This is a genomic window from Paraburkholderia sp. NMBU_R16 (assembly GCF_013282575.1).
Lineage (GTDB): Bacteria > Pseudomonadota > Gammaproteobacteria > Burkholderiales > Burkholderiaceae > Trinickia.
This window is the reverse complement of record NZ_JAAAYE010000081.1, coordinates 1-14,890: the sequence shown is the minus strand read 5'-3', so window position 1 is coordinate 14,890 and position 14,890 is coordinate 1. Positions and strand designations below refer to the sequence as shown.

Genomic DNA, 14,890 nt, shown 5'->3' with positions numbered 1-14,890 from the left:
CGCGCGGCTACACGCGCTTCGAAACAATGCGAACCGTGCTGTTCCTCATCGCCGGCAAGCTAGATTTCTCCAGCTTCAACCCGCATGCCTCGTGAGCCGCTTTACCCACTGCATTTTCAAAAGAGCCGCAAAAGTTCTGTTCGACGAGTAGAATCGTGAACCCACGAGATTTGAGCAGCGTAATCACGCGGGCAAGCGCTTGCACAATGACAGGCGCAAGGCCTTCGGAAATTTCGTCGAGCAATAAGAGATTTGCGCCAGTACGGAGAATTCGCGCAATGGCAAGCATCTGCTGCTCGCCTCTCGACAACCGCGTACCGGGACTTGCTCGGCGCTCGTAAAGGTTCGGAAAGATCTCGTAGATTTCATCGACCGACATGGCGGTCTGCCCCGCATCGGGCAGCGACGGCTGCAGCAGCAGGTTCTCCTCACAGGACAACCCCGCAAAGATTCCCCTCTCCTGGACAGTAACCTACGCCAAGACGTGCGATGCGCTGGGGCGGAAGCCCGAGCGTCTCGCGTCCATCGACGTGAATTGAGCCGTGGGGCGAGTGTCGGTCAGTCCCATAATCGCCTTTATCAGCGTGCTGCGTCCCGCGCCGTTGCGTCCGAGAAGCGTGATCACTTCGCCGCGCGTGGCGCGCAAGTTGACCCCGTGCAGAATGTGCGACCCCCATACCATGCATGCAGCGCTTCGATGTTCAGCGCCTGCGAGGCTTGCGTCACGCCGAGCGCGAGTGCCCTAGTGTCCAAGCGATTCACTCTCGACTCCCATGTATGCTTCCTTGACGCGCGGATCGGATGACACCTGCGCATAGCCGCCTTCCGCAAGCACTTCGCCACGTTGTAGTACCGTGATCGTGTCCGAAATGCGCTCGATGATCTTCATGTTGTGCTCGACCATTAGGATCGTGCGACCGGCGGAGACCTTCTTGACCACCTCATCGAGGTGCCACTTGTCGCTGCACCCCGGCGCCGTCGAACGGATCCGCTTGGCGATCGCCAGACCGAACTTCATCGCCCAACACCCTACTGTTTCGTACGTGAGCTCAACGCCTCGTGCAGCCAGCATCTCCTCGACCATGCGCAGGCTCAGAGGGAATCGGCAATACAGCCAGACCGCGTAGCTGATGATGTCCGGCGCAAATCGGTAGCCCTTGAACGAAACCGACGCCTGGGCCGAGGGCACAACGGAGAAGGAAGCTTTCTTCATGCTCGATCATATTCGCCAACCGCTACAACAACCGGACAGAACCCTTCGGCTGTATTCAAGTGCGACCACGATCAGAGGAAGATCGCCGACGCGGTCGGCGCATCGACAACGCCCCCCGCCCCGAGATCAAGCGGCTCCTGAAGTTGGCCTATGAGCAATAAAGTCAATTTCGACGAGTGCATCACGCGCCAATCCGGTTGCACCTATACAGGTCCGCGCCGGCAATTTCTCGGGCGGGAAATAGGCAGCATAGACCGCGTTCATCGTCGCGTAATCTCGTTTGAATTGGGTTAGAAAGACCCGCACTGAGACGACATGCTCGAGGCCAAGGCCGATCCCCTTTAACACGAGAACCAGATTGTCAATCACCTGGGTCGTCTGTGCGGCAACGCCTTCAGGAAGCGGCGCGTTGTCATCATGCGGCGATGTCGGCATCTGGCCAGTGAGAAACACCCAGCCGTGCTGTTCGGTTGCATGAGAGAAGGGACCAACCGGTGTAGGCGCGTCCTTAACCATCCAGAATCTCGTCGATAGCTTCATCTGTTGGAACTCCATGAACAAAGAAAAACGTCGTGCGCCTACGCCCCCCTACCAGCGCCAAATCGAACGCATCACAAATTAGTTCGGCCATGAACAAGGCCTTGCGGATGAAAGGCGCCCGGCGCAAAGGACCGGGCAATGCTGGCTGACACGTGCCGTCACGACGCGACTTCGAGCCGGGCGTCGGCGCCCATCACGCCCAAGAATCGCGCCGTCAAAGGATGGCTCGGGTGTGTGAGCACTTCGTGCGCAGGCCCCTGTTCGACCACCGCGCCGCCGCTCATGAACACGACACGATCCGCGACCTGATCGGCGAAGCGCAACTGGTGCGTTGAGATGATCATCGTCAGTCCACCTTTGTCCACGAGCCTCTGGATCACGTCGAGCACTTCGCCAATGAGTTCGGGGTCGAGCGCAGACGTCGGTTCGTCGAGCAGCAGCACGCGAGGGTTGGGCGCAAGCGCTCGGGCGATCGCGACGCGCTGCTGTTGGCCGCCGGACAGATGGCGCGGCAACGCATCGGCGCAATGACTGAGGCCGACGCGTTCGAGCAGTTCGCGCGCGCGGCGCTCAGCATCGGCGGGGGCCATGCCGTGCACCCAGCGCAGCGGCCCCGCGATGTTCTCGCACGCCGTCAGATGACTGAAGAGGTTGAAATGCTGGAACACCATGCCTACGCCGGCACTCGCACGCTCGTTGGCGATATCGCCCTGGGTCATCGGCCGACCATCGACTCGAAAGCCGAGACGCTTACCGGCGATGCGGATTTCCCCCGCGTCCCACTGCTCCAGAGGATTGATACAGCGCAGCAGCGTGCTCTTGCCCGATCCGCTCGGACCGAGCAGCGCGATAACCTCGCCGAAGCGCACGGTGAGGTCGAAGCCGTCAAGTACCGTCTGCTCACCATAACGCTTGCTAAGACCCTTCACCTGCACGGTCGCGTTCTGCTTTTGGAGCGTCGCGTAGCGCCGCACGCGATCTGCGTGAGCTTCATGCACGTTGGGCATGGGCATGGGCGACGGCCTCGGTTCGAGCGGCGCATCCGCGGGCAACGTCACGCCCGCGCCGGGCAGGTTCACCGCAATTCCGGCACGGCGCCACGGCAGCAGCCGCGTAAAGCGTCTGGACGGACTGCGGTCGAGATCGAGCGCGGTCTCGGCAAACAACTGGATCGCAGCGATCGCACCGGTCAGCACGAGATACATCAGCCCGGACGCGAAGAAGATCGAAAAGAAATCGAACGTGGACGACGCGAGCTGGGTGCTGCGCAAGGTCAGTTCGTCGACAGCGATCACAGAAGCCAGCGACGAGTTCTTCAACGCGCTGACCGATTCGTTCCCGAGCGCCGGTATCGTCGTGCGGATGGCCTGCGGCGCGATCACGCGGCGCAGCAGCACCGTCGGCGCCATGCCGAGCGCCTGCCCCGCCAGCAATTGCCCACGGTCGACGCCGAGCACGGCAGCGCGCAGAATCTCCGCGATAAACGGCCCCTCGTTCGCCGCGAGCGCGAGACCCGCTGCGGCCATCGCGCTCAACTTCAGCCCGATGTGCGGCAGCGCGTCGTACGCGAACACAAGTTGCAGGATCAGCGGCGTACCGCGAAAAATCACCGTGTAGCCGCGCGCGATCGCGGCGAGCGGCCCCACCTTGCTCAGTTGCATGCTCGCGAGCACCAGACCTACAATCAGACCGCCCGCCAGCCCGAGGGCCGTGACCGCGATCGTAAAACCGATGCCGGTTAGCAGATACGTCAGGCCGAGATAATGCAGAAACAAAGTCATCGGTTCGAGGCAATCAGCTTGGGGGTTTCGAGGTTTTCAGCGCCTAGCGACCACTTCTTCAGCAAGTCGCTCTGGATGCCGGCATGCTGGATCGCGACGAGTGCTGCCATCACGGCTGCACGCATTGTGGGGTTGGTTTTCGGGACGGCGATACCGATCGAATACGGCAGCGTCACTGCACTGGCCTTTTCGAGTTGGCTCGGATACGCCTTGACCGCCTGCTCTACCGTGTTCACATCATTGATGTACGTGTCGGCGCGGCCCGAAAGAATCGCCTGGATCGCGTCTGCGTTGTTGTCATACAGTTGCACGGCCGCTTCCGGCTTGTTCGCCGCCTTGCAGGCTGGCGCAAGATTCTGGATCAGCGGAACTTCAACGTAGCCAGTGTTTTCGGCGGCCGTCGTGCCGCACATCGTCGGGTTGATGCCGCTAATCTTCTTCGGATTTCCCTTCGCGACGAGCACGCCGTCGAACACTTTCGAATAGGTAATGAAGTCCGCCGCCTTCGCACGCTCTTCGGTCGCATAGATGTCGGAGATCACGACGTCGGCCTGGCCGCTTTGCAGCGTGGTCAGCAGCGCCGCGAATGAGACGGGCTTATACGCCATCTTGAAGCCAAGGCAGTTGCCGATCGCCTCGCCGAGGTCGATGTCGAAACCGATGTATTTACCCGGGTCGTTCGGGTCCAGCGCTTCATAGCCTGGCGTGTGCGGGTTGATCGCGTTGATTAGCGTCTTGCCCTTGAATTGCGGGTATTTCGCCTGAAGCGCCGCGCATTCGGCAGGCGCCGGCGCGGCAGCCTGCGCGTGACCCGACATCAGCAGCGCCAGCAGACTGACGGCGCCAAGAACCGGCTCGCGCCAGCGGCGGGCAAGGCCGCCTGCGCGCGGTGCTCCACGCCCATGATCGACAAGATTGGTATCCATCCCGAAACTCCCTGAGCGGCAGATGTCAATGGCCCACACGATGTATGCCTTGTTGCATCGCACCAGGGCGAGAGTATGTGAACGAAATCCCAGGAACTTGTCCTTGCGCGCCCAAATGCTTGCCCAGCGGCGAAGAAAGTTGGGATACAGCGAATCTCAAGCCCGGATATCACGAGCCCCTCGTAAGCTGAGCGACGCTGCAATGAAATTCGCCCGCGCACAAGCATTTGTACGCAGGCAATCAAGTGTATCTATTCTGTCGCTCGTACGATCCGTCATCGGTCACGTTGCACCGATCGCACTCTCTTATGGAGCTTTAGAAACCATGCTTCACGACTTGCCTGCCATTCAGAAGAATGTTCATTGGGGATACTTTGATGCTGCGCTAGCGCCCGCGCTGATCGTCGAGAGCGGCGACTTCGTTCGCGCTGAAGCGATCACGCATCACGCAGGCGACGCCCCCGACCTCATGATGGATGACAAGGTGCGCGCGCTCTATGACACCATCCCGGAATCCGATCGCCAACCCGGCGTGCATCTGATGACAGGGCCTATCTTTGTGAAGGACGCAAAGCCCGGCGACCTGCTCGAAGTGCGTTATCTGCAAATGATTCCGCGCTTCAACTACGGCTCGAATCTCGCTGCGCACTGGGGTCATCTGTTCACCGACTTTGAGAAAGAACGCGTCACTATCTACGAACTCGATCAGGCTTCGAACACGACGCACGCGCTCTATGCATACGACTATCCGGGTAAATATCTCGTGCCGGGCAGGCGTACGGAGATGCGCGACTGTTGCCGCGAACTCGCGCTGGAAGGCATTCGCGTGCCGGTCCGCCCGCATCTGGGCACCGCAGGTGTCGCGCCCGATGTGGCGGGCCGTGTGAGCACTGTGCCGCCTGGCGCGCATGGGGGCAATATCGATAACTGGCGCATCGGCGCGGGTTCGACCATGTATTACCCGGTCGCCGTGGACGGCGGCTTGTTCTCGATCGGCGACCCGCATGTATCGCAAGGCGATGGCGAGATCAGCGGCACTGCGATCGAGGCTTCGCTCAATGTAATGTTCCAGATCGTGCTGCGGCGCGACTTCGCATTTCCCTCACCGCTGCTGGAAACGCCGGACTTCTGGATCGTTCATGGCTTCGATGAAGATCTCGACGTCGCCACGAAAAGCGCTTCACGCGATATGGTGTTGTTGCTCACCGAGCAGCAAGGTCTCTCGCGTGACGACGCGTATTCGCTAATGAGCGTCGCCGCGGATTTCTCTGTCACCCAAGTCGTCGATGGTCGTCAGGGCATTCACTGCAAGATCCCCCGCAGCATATTTCCTCCGAAGAAAAAGCCCCGCGCGTGAGTTGTGCTTGCGCGCGCCACAACGGTGCAACCACGCACCGTTACCCCGCACGGACGCCCTGACGGCATCGCTATCGATGGCACGGACATTGCGTTTTAGTCACTCGACTGACGTTCGTCGGAGTCCGGGAGACAGGGTTGGATTTATTGCGTTTCACTACCGAGTCGTATGCCGAAGGAGATCGCCTGCGCGCATGGGGCGAAGCGCTCGACCGGGTTGGCCTGCGTTGCGGCGCACCTCAGGCAGCCGTGCGCGTCTTGCATGGATCCATCACATCGCGCAGGTCGGCCGGCGGCTTTGACCTGATCGCGCTGGCCGCATTCGCGCAGACGATCGAGCTGAAGGCCGACGGCCCCGACAGTCTCGTGATCGTGCTGCATCTCGACGGTGGCGTAACGCTCGTCGCCGATGGCGTTCACGCGCGGGTGGCGACGGGCGATATTGTTTATGCTTCGTCGCGTGAAGAAGCACGCCTGTCATTCACGTCCGAATTCCGCGCGTTCGTGATCCGCGTGCCGCGCTCTGCCTTCAACGCACGCCTTCTTACGCCGTTTTCGGTGCGCGCCGGGCGTTTGCCGGGCGAGACCGGCATCGGTCACGTATTCTCGGGCTTTCTGCGCTCGATGGCTGAAAGCGTGGAGACGTTGTCGCTCGACGAGTTGCGTCCCCTCGAACTCGCGCTCGCGGAATTTCTGGTCGCGAGTCTCGCCGGTCACAACAAGGAAGGCAGTTTCAGTGGCCTCACGCCGTCTCAGGCCGCGATCTTTTCGCGCGTATGTCGAACCATAGAAGGCAATCTCGCCGACCCCGATCTCGCGCTGACATCGATAGCGAAAGAAGAGCGTGTCTCACCGCGTTACCTGCAGAAGCTGTTTGAAGCGGTCGGGCAGAACTTCTCGCTCTACTTGCGCTCGCGCAGGCTGGAACGCTGCCGCGCGGAGCTGGTCGATCCGCTGTATGAAAAGGTCTCGATTGCCGAGATCTGCTTTCGCTGGGGTTTTAACGATCCCGCGCATTTCAGTCGTGTGTTTCGCGAGCAATATGGCGCGTCGCCACGCACCTTCCGGCATGAAGCGGGCCTTGAATTAGCGCGCCATCTCGTGCGGCGAATCTCGCGCGGGTTGCCAGTCAATGCGGGGAGTTTGCTCGTGCATGCGCAGTTCGCCGAGCAGGTGGCCGTTGCTCAGGTTGCGATGGTCGAAACCGGCCCTGCCGAGCAGCCTGAGGCGCCTTCGGCACAACCGCCGCGCGAGTCCGGCGAGCCGCGTCATTATTTGTTGCCTGCAACAGCCAGCACAGTTCATTGGGGTTACTTCAGCCACGATCTGAAGCCGGTGCTCGAAGTGACCAGCGGCGACACGGTGACGATCGAAACGCTCACGCAACACGCGGCGGATGACTGGGAGCGCATGGTTCTAGGCGATCCTGGCGCGGAAAGCGTGTACCACTGGACGGCCGGGCGCAAGAACGTCAATCGTCGCGGTGCGGGCCCAATGGACGCTTCCATCTACGGACGCGGTGCGGGAGAAGGTTTCGGCGTGCATATCTGCACGGGACCGATTGCCGTGCGCGGCGCAGAACCTGGCGATGTGCTGGAAGTGCGTATTGTTGATGTTCGCCCGCGCGCTTGCGCCAATCCGAAATTCGCCGGCCGCTCGTTTGGAAGCAATGCCGCTGCATGGTGGGGGTTTCACTATCGCGAGTTATTGACCGAGCCGAAGCCACGCGAGGTCGTCACCATTTATGAACTCGACGCCGTTGCCAGTGCAGGCGAGACCACCTGCGCGCGCGCCGTCTATAACTTCCGCTGGACACCTCAGCGCGATCCGTTTGGCGTGGTGCATCCGACGATCGATTATCCCGGCGTACCGGTCGACCATTCGACGGTTGACGAGAATCACGGCATTCTGAAGAACGTCAAAATCCCGGTGCGTCCTCACTTCGGCGTGATCACCGTCGCGCCGCAGCAGGAGGGCCTGATCGACTCGATTCCACCGTCCACCTTTGGCGGCAATCTCGACAACTGGCGCGCGACCCGCGGTGCGAGCGTGTTCTTGCCAGTCGGCGTGCCCGGTGCGCTGCTCTCGATCGGAGACCCGCATGCGTCACAGGGCGACTCGGAACTGTGCGGCACCGCGATAGAGTGTTCGCTGACCGGCGACTTCCAACTGGTCGTCCACAAGAAAGAGACGCTCAGCGGCCAGCCGTTTTCGGATCTTACCTACCCGCTGGTCGAAACCGCGGACGAATGGGTGCTTCACGGCTTCAGTTATCCGAACTATCTGGCGGAATTCGGCACTAGCGCGCAAAGCGCCGTATATGAAAAATCGACCCTCGATCTCGCGATGCGCGACGCGTTCATCAAAACCCGGCGCTTCCTGATGACGACTCAGGGCCTCTCCGAAGATGAAGCTATTTCGCTGATCTCCGTCGCGGTCGACTTCGGCGTGACGCAGGTTGTCGACGGGAACTGGGGTGTCCACGCGATCATCCGGAAGGCGCTCTTCACGGCGTAAAGCTGCGACCGTCGATGCGCGTGCGGACAAGAGTTTGTTCGCCGCAAGCCCGATGCCGCTATTTTGGCATCCCTACCATGGGTTCTGACGTGAACACAGGCGTACGCGCCACTCGACAGGACTCACTTGACCATGGATTCTCCCGCGCATCGCGCGCTACCCAGTCACGGGCGATTTCAATATTCGCCGATCAACCGCCGTCCTGTTTATCGCTGGCCGGACGGGTCGCGGCTCGCGGTCTATATCGGCTTCAACATCGAGCACTTTGCGTTCGGCGAAGGCCTGGGGCCAACTATTGGTCCGGTGATGCCGGAGCCTGACGTGCTGAACCACGCGTGGCGCGAGTATGCATTGCGCGTGGGCGCATGGCGCTGCCTGGAACTGTTCGACGAACTTGCGCTGCCCACCGCAACCATCATCAATACGGCACTCTACGATCACTGCCCGGAGTTGGTCACCGCGTTCGCTCAACGCGGAGATGAACTCATTGCGCACGGTCATACGAATTCAGAGCGGCAAGGAAGGCTTAGTGAAGGCGACGAACGCGCGCTGCTCGTGGCATGCCGCGAGCGGATTGAGGCGGAGAGTGCGCAGCAGCCCGCTGGCTGGTTATCGCCGTGGCTCTCTGAGAGCCATGTCACCAGCGATCTGGTTGCCGAAACGGGTTACCAGTACACGCTCAACTGGTGTCACGACGATCAGCCCACGCGCCTGCTTACGCGAAACGGCCAGCCGCTTTGGGCGATTCCCTATCCGGAAGAAGTCAACGATATCCCGATGATCCTTGCGCGCCAGATGGACGCGAAGTCGTTCGCCGATCTGGTGATCGATCACTTCGAGGAAATGCTGCGGCAATCCGCGCGTCAGCCGCTGGTGATGGGCATTGCATTGCATGCGTACCTGATGGGACAGCCACATCGTATGTGTCATTTGCGGCGGGCACTCGAACATATTGTCCGCGCGCGCGACGAAGGTCGCGTCTGGATCACTACGCCGGGCTCGATTGCCAGCCATATGAATCTTCTGTGTCGTTGAATCACTTCATTCTCGCTTCGCTGTACCGCCTCTTGCGCTTTTATATCGTTCAACCTGAATGGGATTTGCCATGTCCATGTCAAAGACAATCAAGCTGCTGCTGTGCGCAGTCATAGGCCTTCTTCTTGCACAAGGCGCGTCAGCGCAATCTTGCGAACCCTCCAAGGTGGCGCAGAAATATCCATCGCTTGCGGGTAAAACTATCAAGATCGGCGTGGACCCCGAGTCGCCGCCCTATGCGTTTCGTGACAGCAAGGATTTCAACAAAATCATCGGCGCGGATGCCGATATGGCCCGCGCCGTGTTCGCCTGCGCAGGTGTGAAGACCGAATTCTTCACGGCCGGCTGGCCGGGCTTGCTGCCCGCGCTGCGCGCCGGACAGATCGATGTGATGTGGGACCTGCTGTACTACACGCCGGAACGCGCTAAGGAGACGAGCTTCGTTACGTATATGCAGGCCGGCACGGGGGGGCTGGTGGCAGCGGGCAACCCCAAAAAGATCGATGACGTCTCCAAGCTCTGCGGCCTCACGGTGACAGCAGGCATCGGCACCGTCGAACTGACAATGGCGCAAGCGCAGGGCGCCAAATGCAAAGCGGAACACAAGCCTGAGGTGACCGTCATGACATCCGCCGATATCGCGTCAGGCGCACGCCTCGTTGCAAGCCATCGCGCAGATGTGATGATGTACGACCTGGCGCTCGTCGATGGTCTCGCCAAGCAGAATCCGGGGCTCTATACGCGCGGCTTCATGCTGACGAGCGGCATGAAGATCGGCGTGGGCGTGAAGAAAGGCAACACCGATGTGATCGCCGCCGTATCTGACGGACTCAAGATCATGCAGGCCAATCAGACGCAGAAGAAGATTTTCCGGCAGTACGACGTCGATCCGTCGCTGCAAACGCCGACCGCATTGCTTACTCAATAAATGTTGCCTGCTGCGGCACATAGGGCGGTGTGTCAGTAGCGTCATGGATCAGGTTCGGAAATGAATGCATTGCGTATCAAATACAGAATTGCCGCCACCCTCGGCATGCTTGCCATGCTCGCGTTGCACCCGGCGATGGCCGCCGCTCTCACGGGAGTTCAAGTGCTCGAGGGTTTCAAGGAGCTGGCCGGTTATGTCAGCTCGCCATTCCTCCTCGGCGGAGCATGGATCGCGGTCAAGATCACTATGATTGCGATGTCGACCGGGCTGGTTTGTGGACTTGGCCTCGCATTGATGCGGCTGTCGCGGTTCAAGGCTTTGAACTCGGCGGCGTGGAGTTACATCTGGTTCGTGCGTGGCACGCCGCAACTGCTGCAGCTCGTGTTCATCTTCGACGCGCTACCGCTGATCGGTTTGCGTTTTGATGAGATCACGACCGCGGTTATTGGCTTTGCGTTGAACGAAGCGGCGTTCAGCGCTGAACTGTTTCGCGCCGGGATCTTGTCCGTGAACCGTTCGCAATCCACCGCGGCCGCCGCGCTCGGCATGGGACCATTTCTGACGTTACGCCGCATCATCCTGCCGCAATCGATGCGCGCGGTGATCCCGGGTCTCGCCAACGACACGATTGGCATGTTGAAACTCACCTCGATCGCGTCGGTGATCTTCGTCAACGAGCTGACGTTTCGCTCGCAACAGGTCGTCGGGCAGAATTTCAAGTTTTTTACCGTGTTCGGCGCTGCGGCGGTGATTTATCTATTCTTGACGAGCGGAATCTCGTTGGTACAGGTGTGGCTCGAACGCCTCTTCGATCACGAGCGCGACCGGAAGATCACGTTCTCGTGGTTCGGACTGCGCGCATCGACGTGTGATGTGAAACCGGTCGACGCGCCGGTCGACTTACCTGCCACCGTCCAGGAGGCGGACGCAAACGATCATGCATGGATTGGCACGCTGCTGCCTACCGAATGTCGCACGCCGCAGCATTGCAATGAACCGTTTGTCGAATGCAGGAATGTCTGGAAATCGTATGGTAAGCGCGAGATTTTGCGCGGCGTGGATCTGTCGATCGCGCATGGCGAAGTGGTTGTGATTCTGGGCCCGAGTGGATCCGGCAAAAGCACGCTGCTCAAGCTCGTCAACCATCTCGAACCGCTCGACTGGGGCACGATCAAGGTCGATTCGCAGTATGTCGGCTATCGCGAAGTACCGGGGGGCGGCGGCACGGTGCGGCCCATGCACAACCTCGCACATGCTCGCGCCGAAGCACACGTGGGCATGGTGTTCCAGCATTTCAATCTCTTCAGCCATTTGAGTGCACTGGAGAACATCGTCGAGGCGCAGCGGCAGGTCTATGGCGTGCCTCGCGCCGAAGCTGAAGCGCTCGGCCGCAAGCTGCTGAAAAGCGTGGGCTTGGCAGCGCATGGGGATTTTCTGCCGCATCGGTTGTCGGGCGGACAGCAGCAACGCGTGGCGATTGCACGGGCGCTCGCGATCAAGCCCAAGTTGATGCTCTTCGACGAACCTACCTCCGCGCTCGATCCCGAACTCGTCGGTGAAGTGCTTGGCGTGATGCGCGGGCTGGCCGATGCTGGCATGACGATGATCGTCGTCACGCACGAGATCCGCTTTGCACGCGAAGTCGCCGACCGCGTCGTCTTCATGGACGGCGGAGAAGTGATCGAGCAAGGGACACCACAACAGGTCATCGACAATCCGACCCACGAGCGCACCCGAAAATTCCTTAACGTCGTCGTAAATTGAATATGAGGCTGAAATGACAGACTTCGAAACATTCGATCTCGGCCGCGTCGCACTGCAGTCCGGCGCGACGCCACCCGACATGCAGCTCAGCTACAAGACGTACGGCCGGCTGAATGCGGCGCGCGACAACGCGATTGTGTATCCGACGTTTTATAGCGGCAGCCATGTCGACAATGAGTGGCTGATCGGCGAGCACATGGGGCTCGATCCACGCGAGTACTTCATCATCGTCCCGAATATGTTTGGCAACGGCGTATCGAGTTCACCGAACAATAATCCGCCGCCTTATGACCGCGGCCGCTTCCCGCATGTGACGCTGTACGATAACGTCGCGATGCAGCACCGCCTTGTGACTGAGAAGTTTGGCATCGAATCGCTCAGGCTCGTCACTGGCTGGTCGATGGGCGCGATGCAGGCGTTTCATTGGGCTGCGATGTATCCGGAGATGGTCGAGCGCATTCTGCCGTTCTGCGGCGCGGCGCGGTGCTCGCGGCACAACTTCGTGTTTATCGAGGGGCTTAAGGCGCCATTGCTGCTGGACCCCGACTTCAAGGACGGATTCTACGATGCGCTGCCGACGCGTGGAATGCGCGCCGCGGCGCGTGTCTTTGCCGGGTGGGGATTTTCGCAGGCGTTTCTGCGTCAACGGCTTGATATGGATGCGATGGGCTATGGATCCCTTGAAGACTTCATTACCCAGTTTTGGGAAGGCGATTTCCTGAAGAAGGATGCGAATAATATCCTGACAATGATGTGGAGCTGGCAGTACGGCGATATTTCAGCGAACCCGCTTTATCAGGGAGACTTCGCTCGCGCATTGGGCAGTATTACTGCAAAGGCAATTGTAATGCCCGGGCGCACGGATCTGTATTTCCCGCCGGAAGATAGTGAGTATGAGGTTTCGAAGATGCCTGATGCACAGCTGCGGCCTATCGAGTCCGTCTGGGGCCATTTTGCAGGCGGCCCTGCGGCGAATTCTGTCGATGTTAAGTTTATTGATAGTGCGGTGAGGGAAATTTTGGCTATGTAGTGCTCCGTTTTTTGCGCTCGTGCGGCAACCACAGGTGTTATGGCGATAATTGCGGCGGCATTGCCGAATCGTTCCTTCACGCAGCGGTTTGCAGTGCCAGGGTTGCTGACAGACACGAGCCCGGAAGGCCTGGCTGTCGAGCGCCAGATTCCCAGATGGATCGATGGCCACTGAGTCCGGATCCTGGCGCCAGAGCGACGTGCGGTACGTCACCACACCACGCTCCAAACGCCTGCGCTGGTTAGCATCTACGCACCCGGTCGCCCCGCGTCGATCGAAAAGATCGACACTGCTCGATTCAGACCGGCGGCTTGATCCTCGAGCGAGTGCGCGGCCGCAGCCGCTTGCTCGACCAGTGCAGCATTCTGCTGGGTGACTTCGTCCATTTGGGTGACGGCGCGCGCTACCTGATTGATGCCGCTGCTCTGCTCTTCGGAGGCCGCCGCGATTTCCCCCATGATGTCGGTGACGCGCTGCACCGCGCCGATGATCTCGCCCATCGTGCGCCCCGCCTCGCCGACCAGCACCGATCCCGATTGCACGCAAGCCACCGACGTATCGATGAGTTCCTTGATTTCCTTTGCCGCCGACGAAGAACGTTGCGCAAGCGTGCGCACCTCGCCCGCGACCACGGCGAAGCCGCGGCCTTGCTCGCCCGCGCGCGCGGCTTCCACCGCCGCGTTCAGCGCCAAAATGTTGGTCTGGAAGGCGATGCCCTCGATCATAGTGATGATGTCGGCGATTTTGGCTGAGCTGTTGTTGATGTCGCCCATCGTCCCCACCACGCGGCCCACCACCTCGTTGCCGCGGTTTGCGATCTCCGACGCATTCGAAGCAAGCTGGCTGGCCTGACGCGCATTCTCAGCGTTTTGTTTCACCGTGCCCGTCAACTGCTCCATGCTTGACGCCGTCTCCTGAAGAGCGGACGCCTGTTCTTCGGTGCGCGAGGAAAGATCGGTATTGCCAGCAGAGATTTGTCGAATTGCCGTCGCGATGGATTCGCTGCCGGCACGTACCGAACGGACGGTGTCAGTCAGGCTTCGTTGCATTTTCGCGATGCCACGCAGCAATTGGCCCATTTCGTCACGCGTATGCGCCGCCACCGGGCGACTCAAGTCGCCGGCCGCAATCGCATCGAAGTGCCCGAGGGCCTCGGCCAAAGAGGTGGCCGCGCAAATTCGGACAGCCGGATAAGTGGAGCGGCTGGGGCCTGAGCCAGCGATAATGCTGGCAAAGGAACCTGGAAAATGACGAAGAGAACCCGACGGACGCACTCAGCAGCGTTCAAGGCGAAAGTGGCGCTGGCTGCAGTCAAGGGCGAGCGAACGCTGGCCGAATTGGCACAGCAGTTCGATGTGCACCCGAACCAGATCACGGAATGGAAACGGCAATTGCAGGAGCGTGCAGCCGACGTGTTCGGCACGGCGGGCACTGTTTCGAGCGAGCCGCCGGTAGACGTGAAGACCCTGCACGCCAAGATTGGGCAGCTGTCTCTGGAAAATGATTTTTTAAGCAGCGCGCTCACCAAGGCGGGATTGCTGAGCGCAAAGCGATGATAGACCGTAGCCATGCGTTGCCGGTGTCGCAGCAAGTCCGACTGATCGGTATCGCCAGATCGAGTGCGTATTACCAGCCTCAACCGGTGAGCGACGCCGATAATCGATTGATGCGCCGCTGGAGTTGACCCGGTTTCGTGGACACCTATCCTTTGGAACAGGAGGTGCCTGCCATGGGAAAGCACCACAACCCCTACGCGCCGGAATTCCGGGCGCAGATGGTCGAGTTAGTCAAAGCCGGCCG

The 14,890-nt window shown here is 60.3% G+C and carries 10 protein-coding genes and 4 pseudogenes; 7 read left to right on the top strand and 7 right to left on the bottom strand.

What is annotated here, in order from left to right; all coding sequences use genetic code 11:
* Positions 1 to 292: 292 nt before the first annotated feature.
* The 6 genes and pseudogenes from GWC77_RS29780 to GWC77_RS25110 form a co-directional block, all read right to left on the bottom strand.
* Positions 293 to 682: pseudogene (locus tag GWC77_RS29780) on the bottom strand (ATP-binding cassette domain-containing protein); the annotation flags it as partial.
* Between the two features lie 60 nt (positions 683 to 742).
* A complete protein-coding gene (locus GWC77_RS29775) occupies positions 743 to 889 on the bottom strand; it encodes a hypothetical protein (protein WP_254367164.1) in 147 nt (48 codons plus the stop codon).
* A gap of 33 nt (positions 890 to 922) precedes the next feature.
* Positions 923 to 1,189: pseudogene (locus GWC77_RS25125) on the bottom strand (IS6 family transposase); the annotation flags it as partial.
* Positions 1,190 to 1,339: 150 nt separating this feature from the next.
* The gene (locus GWC77_RS25120) at positions 1,340 to 1,753 is read right to left on the bottom strand and encodes a RidA family protein (protein ID WP_173261404.1); all 414 of its coding nucleotides are present in this window, start codon (positions 1,751 to 1,753) and stop codon (positions 1,340 to 1,342) included.
* 158 nt (positions 1,754 to 1,911) lie between these two features.
* Positions 1,912 to 3,534, bottom strand: coding sequence for an amino acid ABC transporter permease/ATP-binding protein (locus GWC77_RS25115; RefSeq protein WP_173261402.1), 1,623 nt, complete (start codon positions 3,532 to 3,534; stop codon positions 1,912 to 1,914).
* Positions 3,531 to 4,460 (bottom strand): ABC transporter substrate-binding protein, encoded by a 930-nt coding sequence (locus tag GWC77_RS25110; protein WP_173261401.1) that lies wholly within the window; start codon positions 4,458 to 4,460, stop codon positions 3,531 to 3,533. The genes GWC77_RS25115 and GWC77_RS25110 overlap by 4 nt, the downstream gene beginning before the upstream one ends.
* Positions 4,461 to 4,785: 325 nt before the next feature.
* Here GWC77_RS25110 and GWC77_RS25105 point away from each other — a divergent pair, with 325 nt between their 5' ends.
* The 6 genes from GWC77_RS25105 (at position 4,786) to GWC77_RS25080 (ending at position 13,090) form a co-directional block, all read left to right on the top strand.
* Positions 4,786 to 5,817 carry an acetamidase/formamidase family protein gene (locus tag GWC77_RS25105; protein WP_173261406.1) on the top strand — a complete coding sequence of 344 codons (1,032 nt, stop codon included), beginning with the start codon at positions 4,786 to 4,788 and terminating at the stop codon, positions 5,815 to 5,817.
* A gap of 137 nt (positions 5,818 to 5,954) precedes the next feature.
* On the top strand, positions 5,955 to 8,333 hold the full coding sequence (locus tag GWC77_RS25100) for an acetamidase/formamidase family protein (protein WP_173261399.1): 2,379 nt from the start codon (positions 5,955 to 5,957) through the stop codon (positions 8,331 to 8,333).
* Positions 8,334 to 8,465: 132 nt separating this feature from the next.
* Positions 8,466 to 9,368, top strand: coding sequence for a polysaccharide deacetylase family protein (locus GWC77_RS25095; protein WP_173261397.1), 903 nt, complete (start codon positions 8,466 to 8,468; stop codon positions 9,366 to 9,368).
* Between the two features lie 76 nt (positions 9,369 to 9,444).
* Positions 9,445 to 10,296, top strand: a complete 852-nt coding sequence (locus GWC77_RS25090; protein WP_254367162.1) for an ABC transporter substrate-binding protein — start codon at positions 9,445 to 9,447, stop codon at positions 10,294 to 10,296.
* Between the two features lie 60 nt (positions 10,297 to 10,356).
* On the top strand, positions 10,357 to 12,060 hold the full coding sequence (locus GWC77_RS30135) for an amino acid ABC transporter permease/ATP-binding protein (protein ID WP_173261393.1): 1,704 nt from the start codon (positions 10,357 to 10,359) through the stop codon (positions 12,058 to 12,060).
* Positions 12,061 to 12,073: 13 nt separating this feature from the next.
* Complete coding sequence (locus GWC77_RS25080; RefSeq protein WP_173261391.1) at positions 12,074 to 13,090, top strand: alpha/beta fold hydrolase; 1,017 nt, start codon at positions 12,074 to 12,076, stop codon at positions 13,088 to 13,090.
* Between the two features lie 269 nt (positions 13,091 to 13,359).
* Here GWC77_RS25080 and GWC77_RS25075 read toward each other — a convergent pair.
* A pseudogene (locus GWC77_RS25075) lies at positions 13,360 to 14,250 on the bottom strand (methyl-accepting chemotaxis protein); the annotation flags it as partial.
* Positions 14,251 to 14,337: 87 nt separating this feature from the next.
* On the opposite strand from GWC77_RS25075, the pseudogene GWC77_RS25070 reads away from it, so the two are divergent.
* A pseudogene (locus GWC77_RS25070) lies at positions 14,338 to 14,765 on the top strand (transposase); the annotation flags it as partial.
* Positions 14,766 to 14,890: the final 125 nt, after the last annotated feature.

Coding starts and splice junctions, on each gene's coding strand:
- GWC77_RS25115 (WP_173261402.1), bottom strand. CDS start 3,534: ATGACTTTGTTTCTGCATTATCTCGGCCTGACGTATCTGCTAACCGGC.
- GWC77_RS29775 (WP_254367164.1), bottom strand. CDS start 889: ATGAAGATCATCGAGCGCATTTCGGACACGATCACGGTACTACAACGT.
- GWC77_RS25095 (WP_173261397.1), top strand. CDS start 8,466: ATGGATTCTCCCGCGCATCGCGCGCTACCCAGTCACGGGCGATTTCAA.
- GWC77_RS25105 (WP_173261406.1), top strand. CDS start 4,786: ATGCTTCACGACTTGCCTGCCATTCAGAAGAATGTTCATTGGGGATAC.
- GWC77_RS25110 (WP_173261401.1), bottom strand. CDS start 4,460: ATGGATACCAATCTTGTCGATCATGGGCGTGGAGCACCGCGCGCAGGC.
- GWC77_RS25090 (WP_254367162.1), top strand. CDS start 9,445: ATGTCAAAGACAATCAAGCTGCTGCTGTGCGCAGTCATAGGCCTTCTT.
- GWC77_RS25080 (WP_173261391.1), top strand. CDS start 12,074: ATGACAGACTTCGAAACATTCGATCTCGGCCGCGTCGCACTGCAGTCC.
- GWC77_RS30135 (WP_173261393.1), top strand. CDS start 10,357: ATGAATGCATTGCGTATCAAATACAGAATTGCCGCCACCCTCGGCATG.
- GWC77_RS25120 (WP_173261404.1), bottom strand. CDS start 1,753: ATGAAGCTATCGACGAGATTCTGGATGGTTAAGGACGCGCCTACACCG.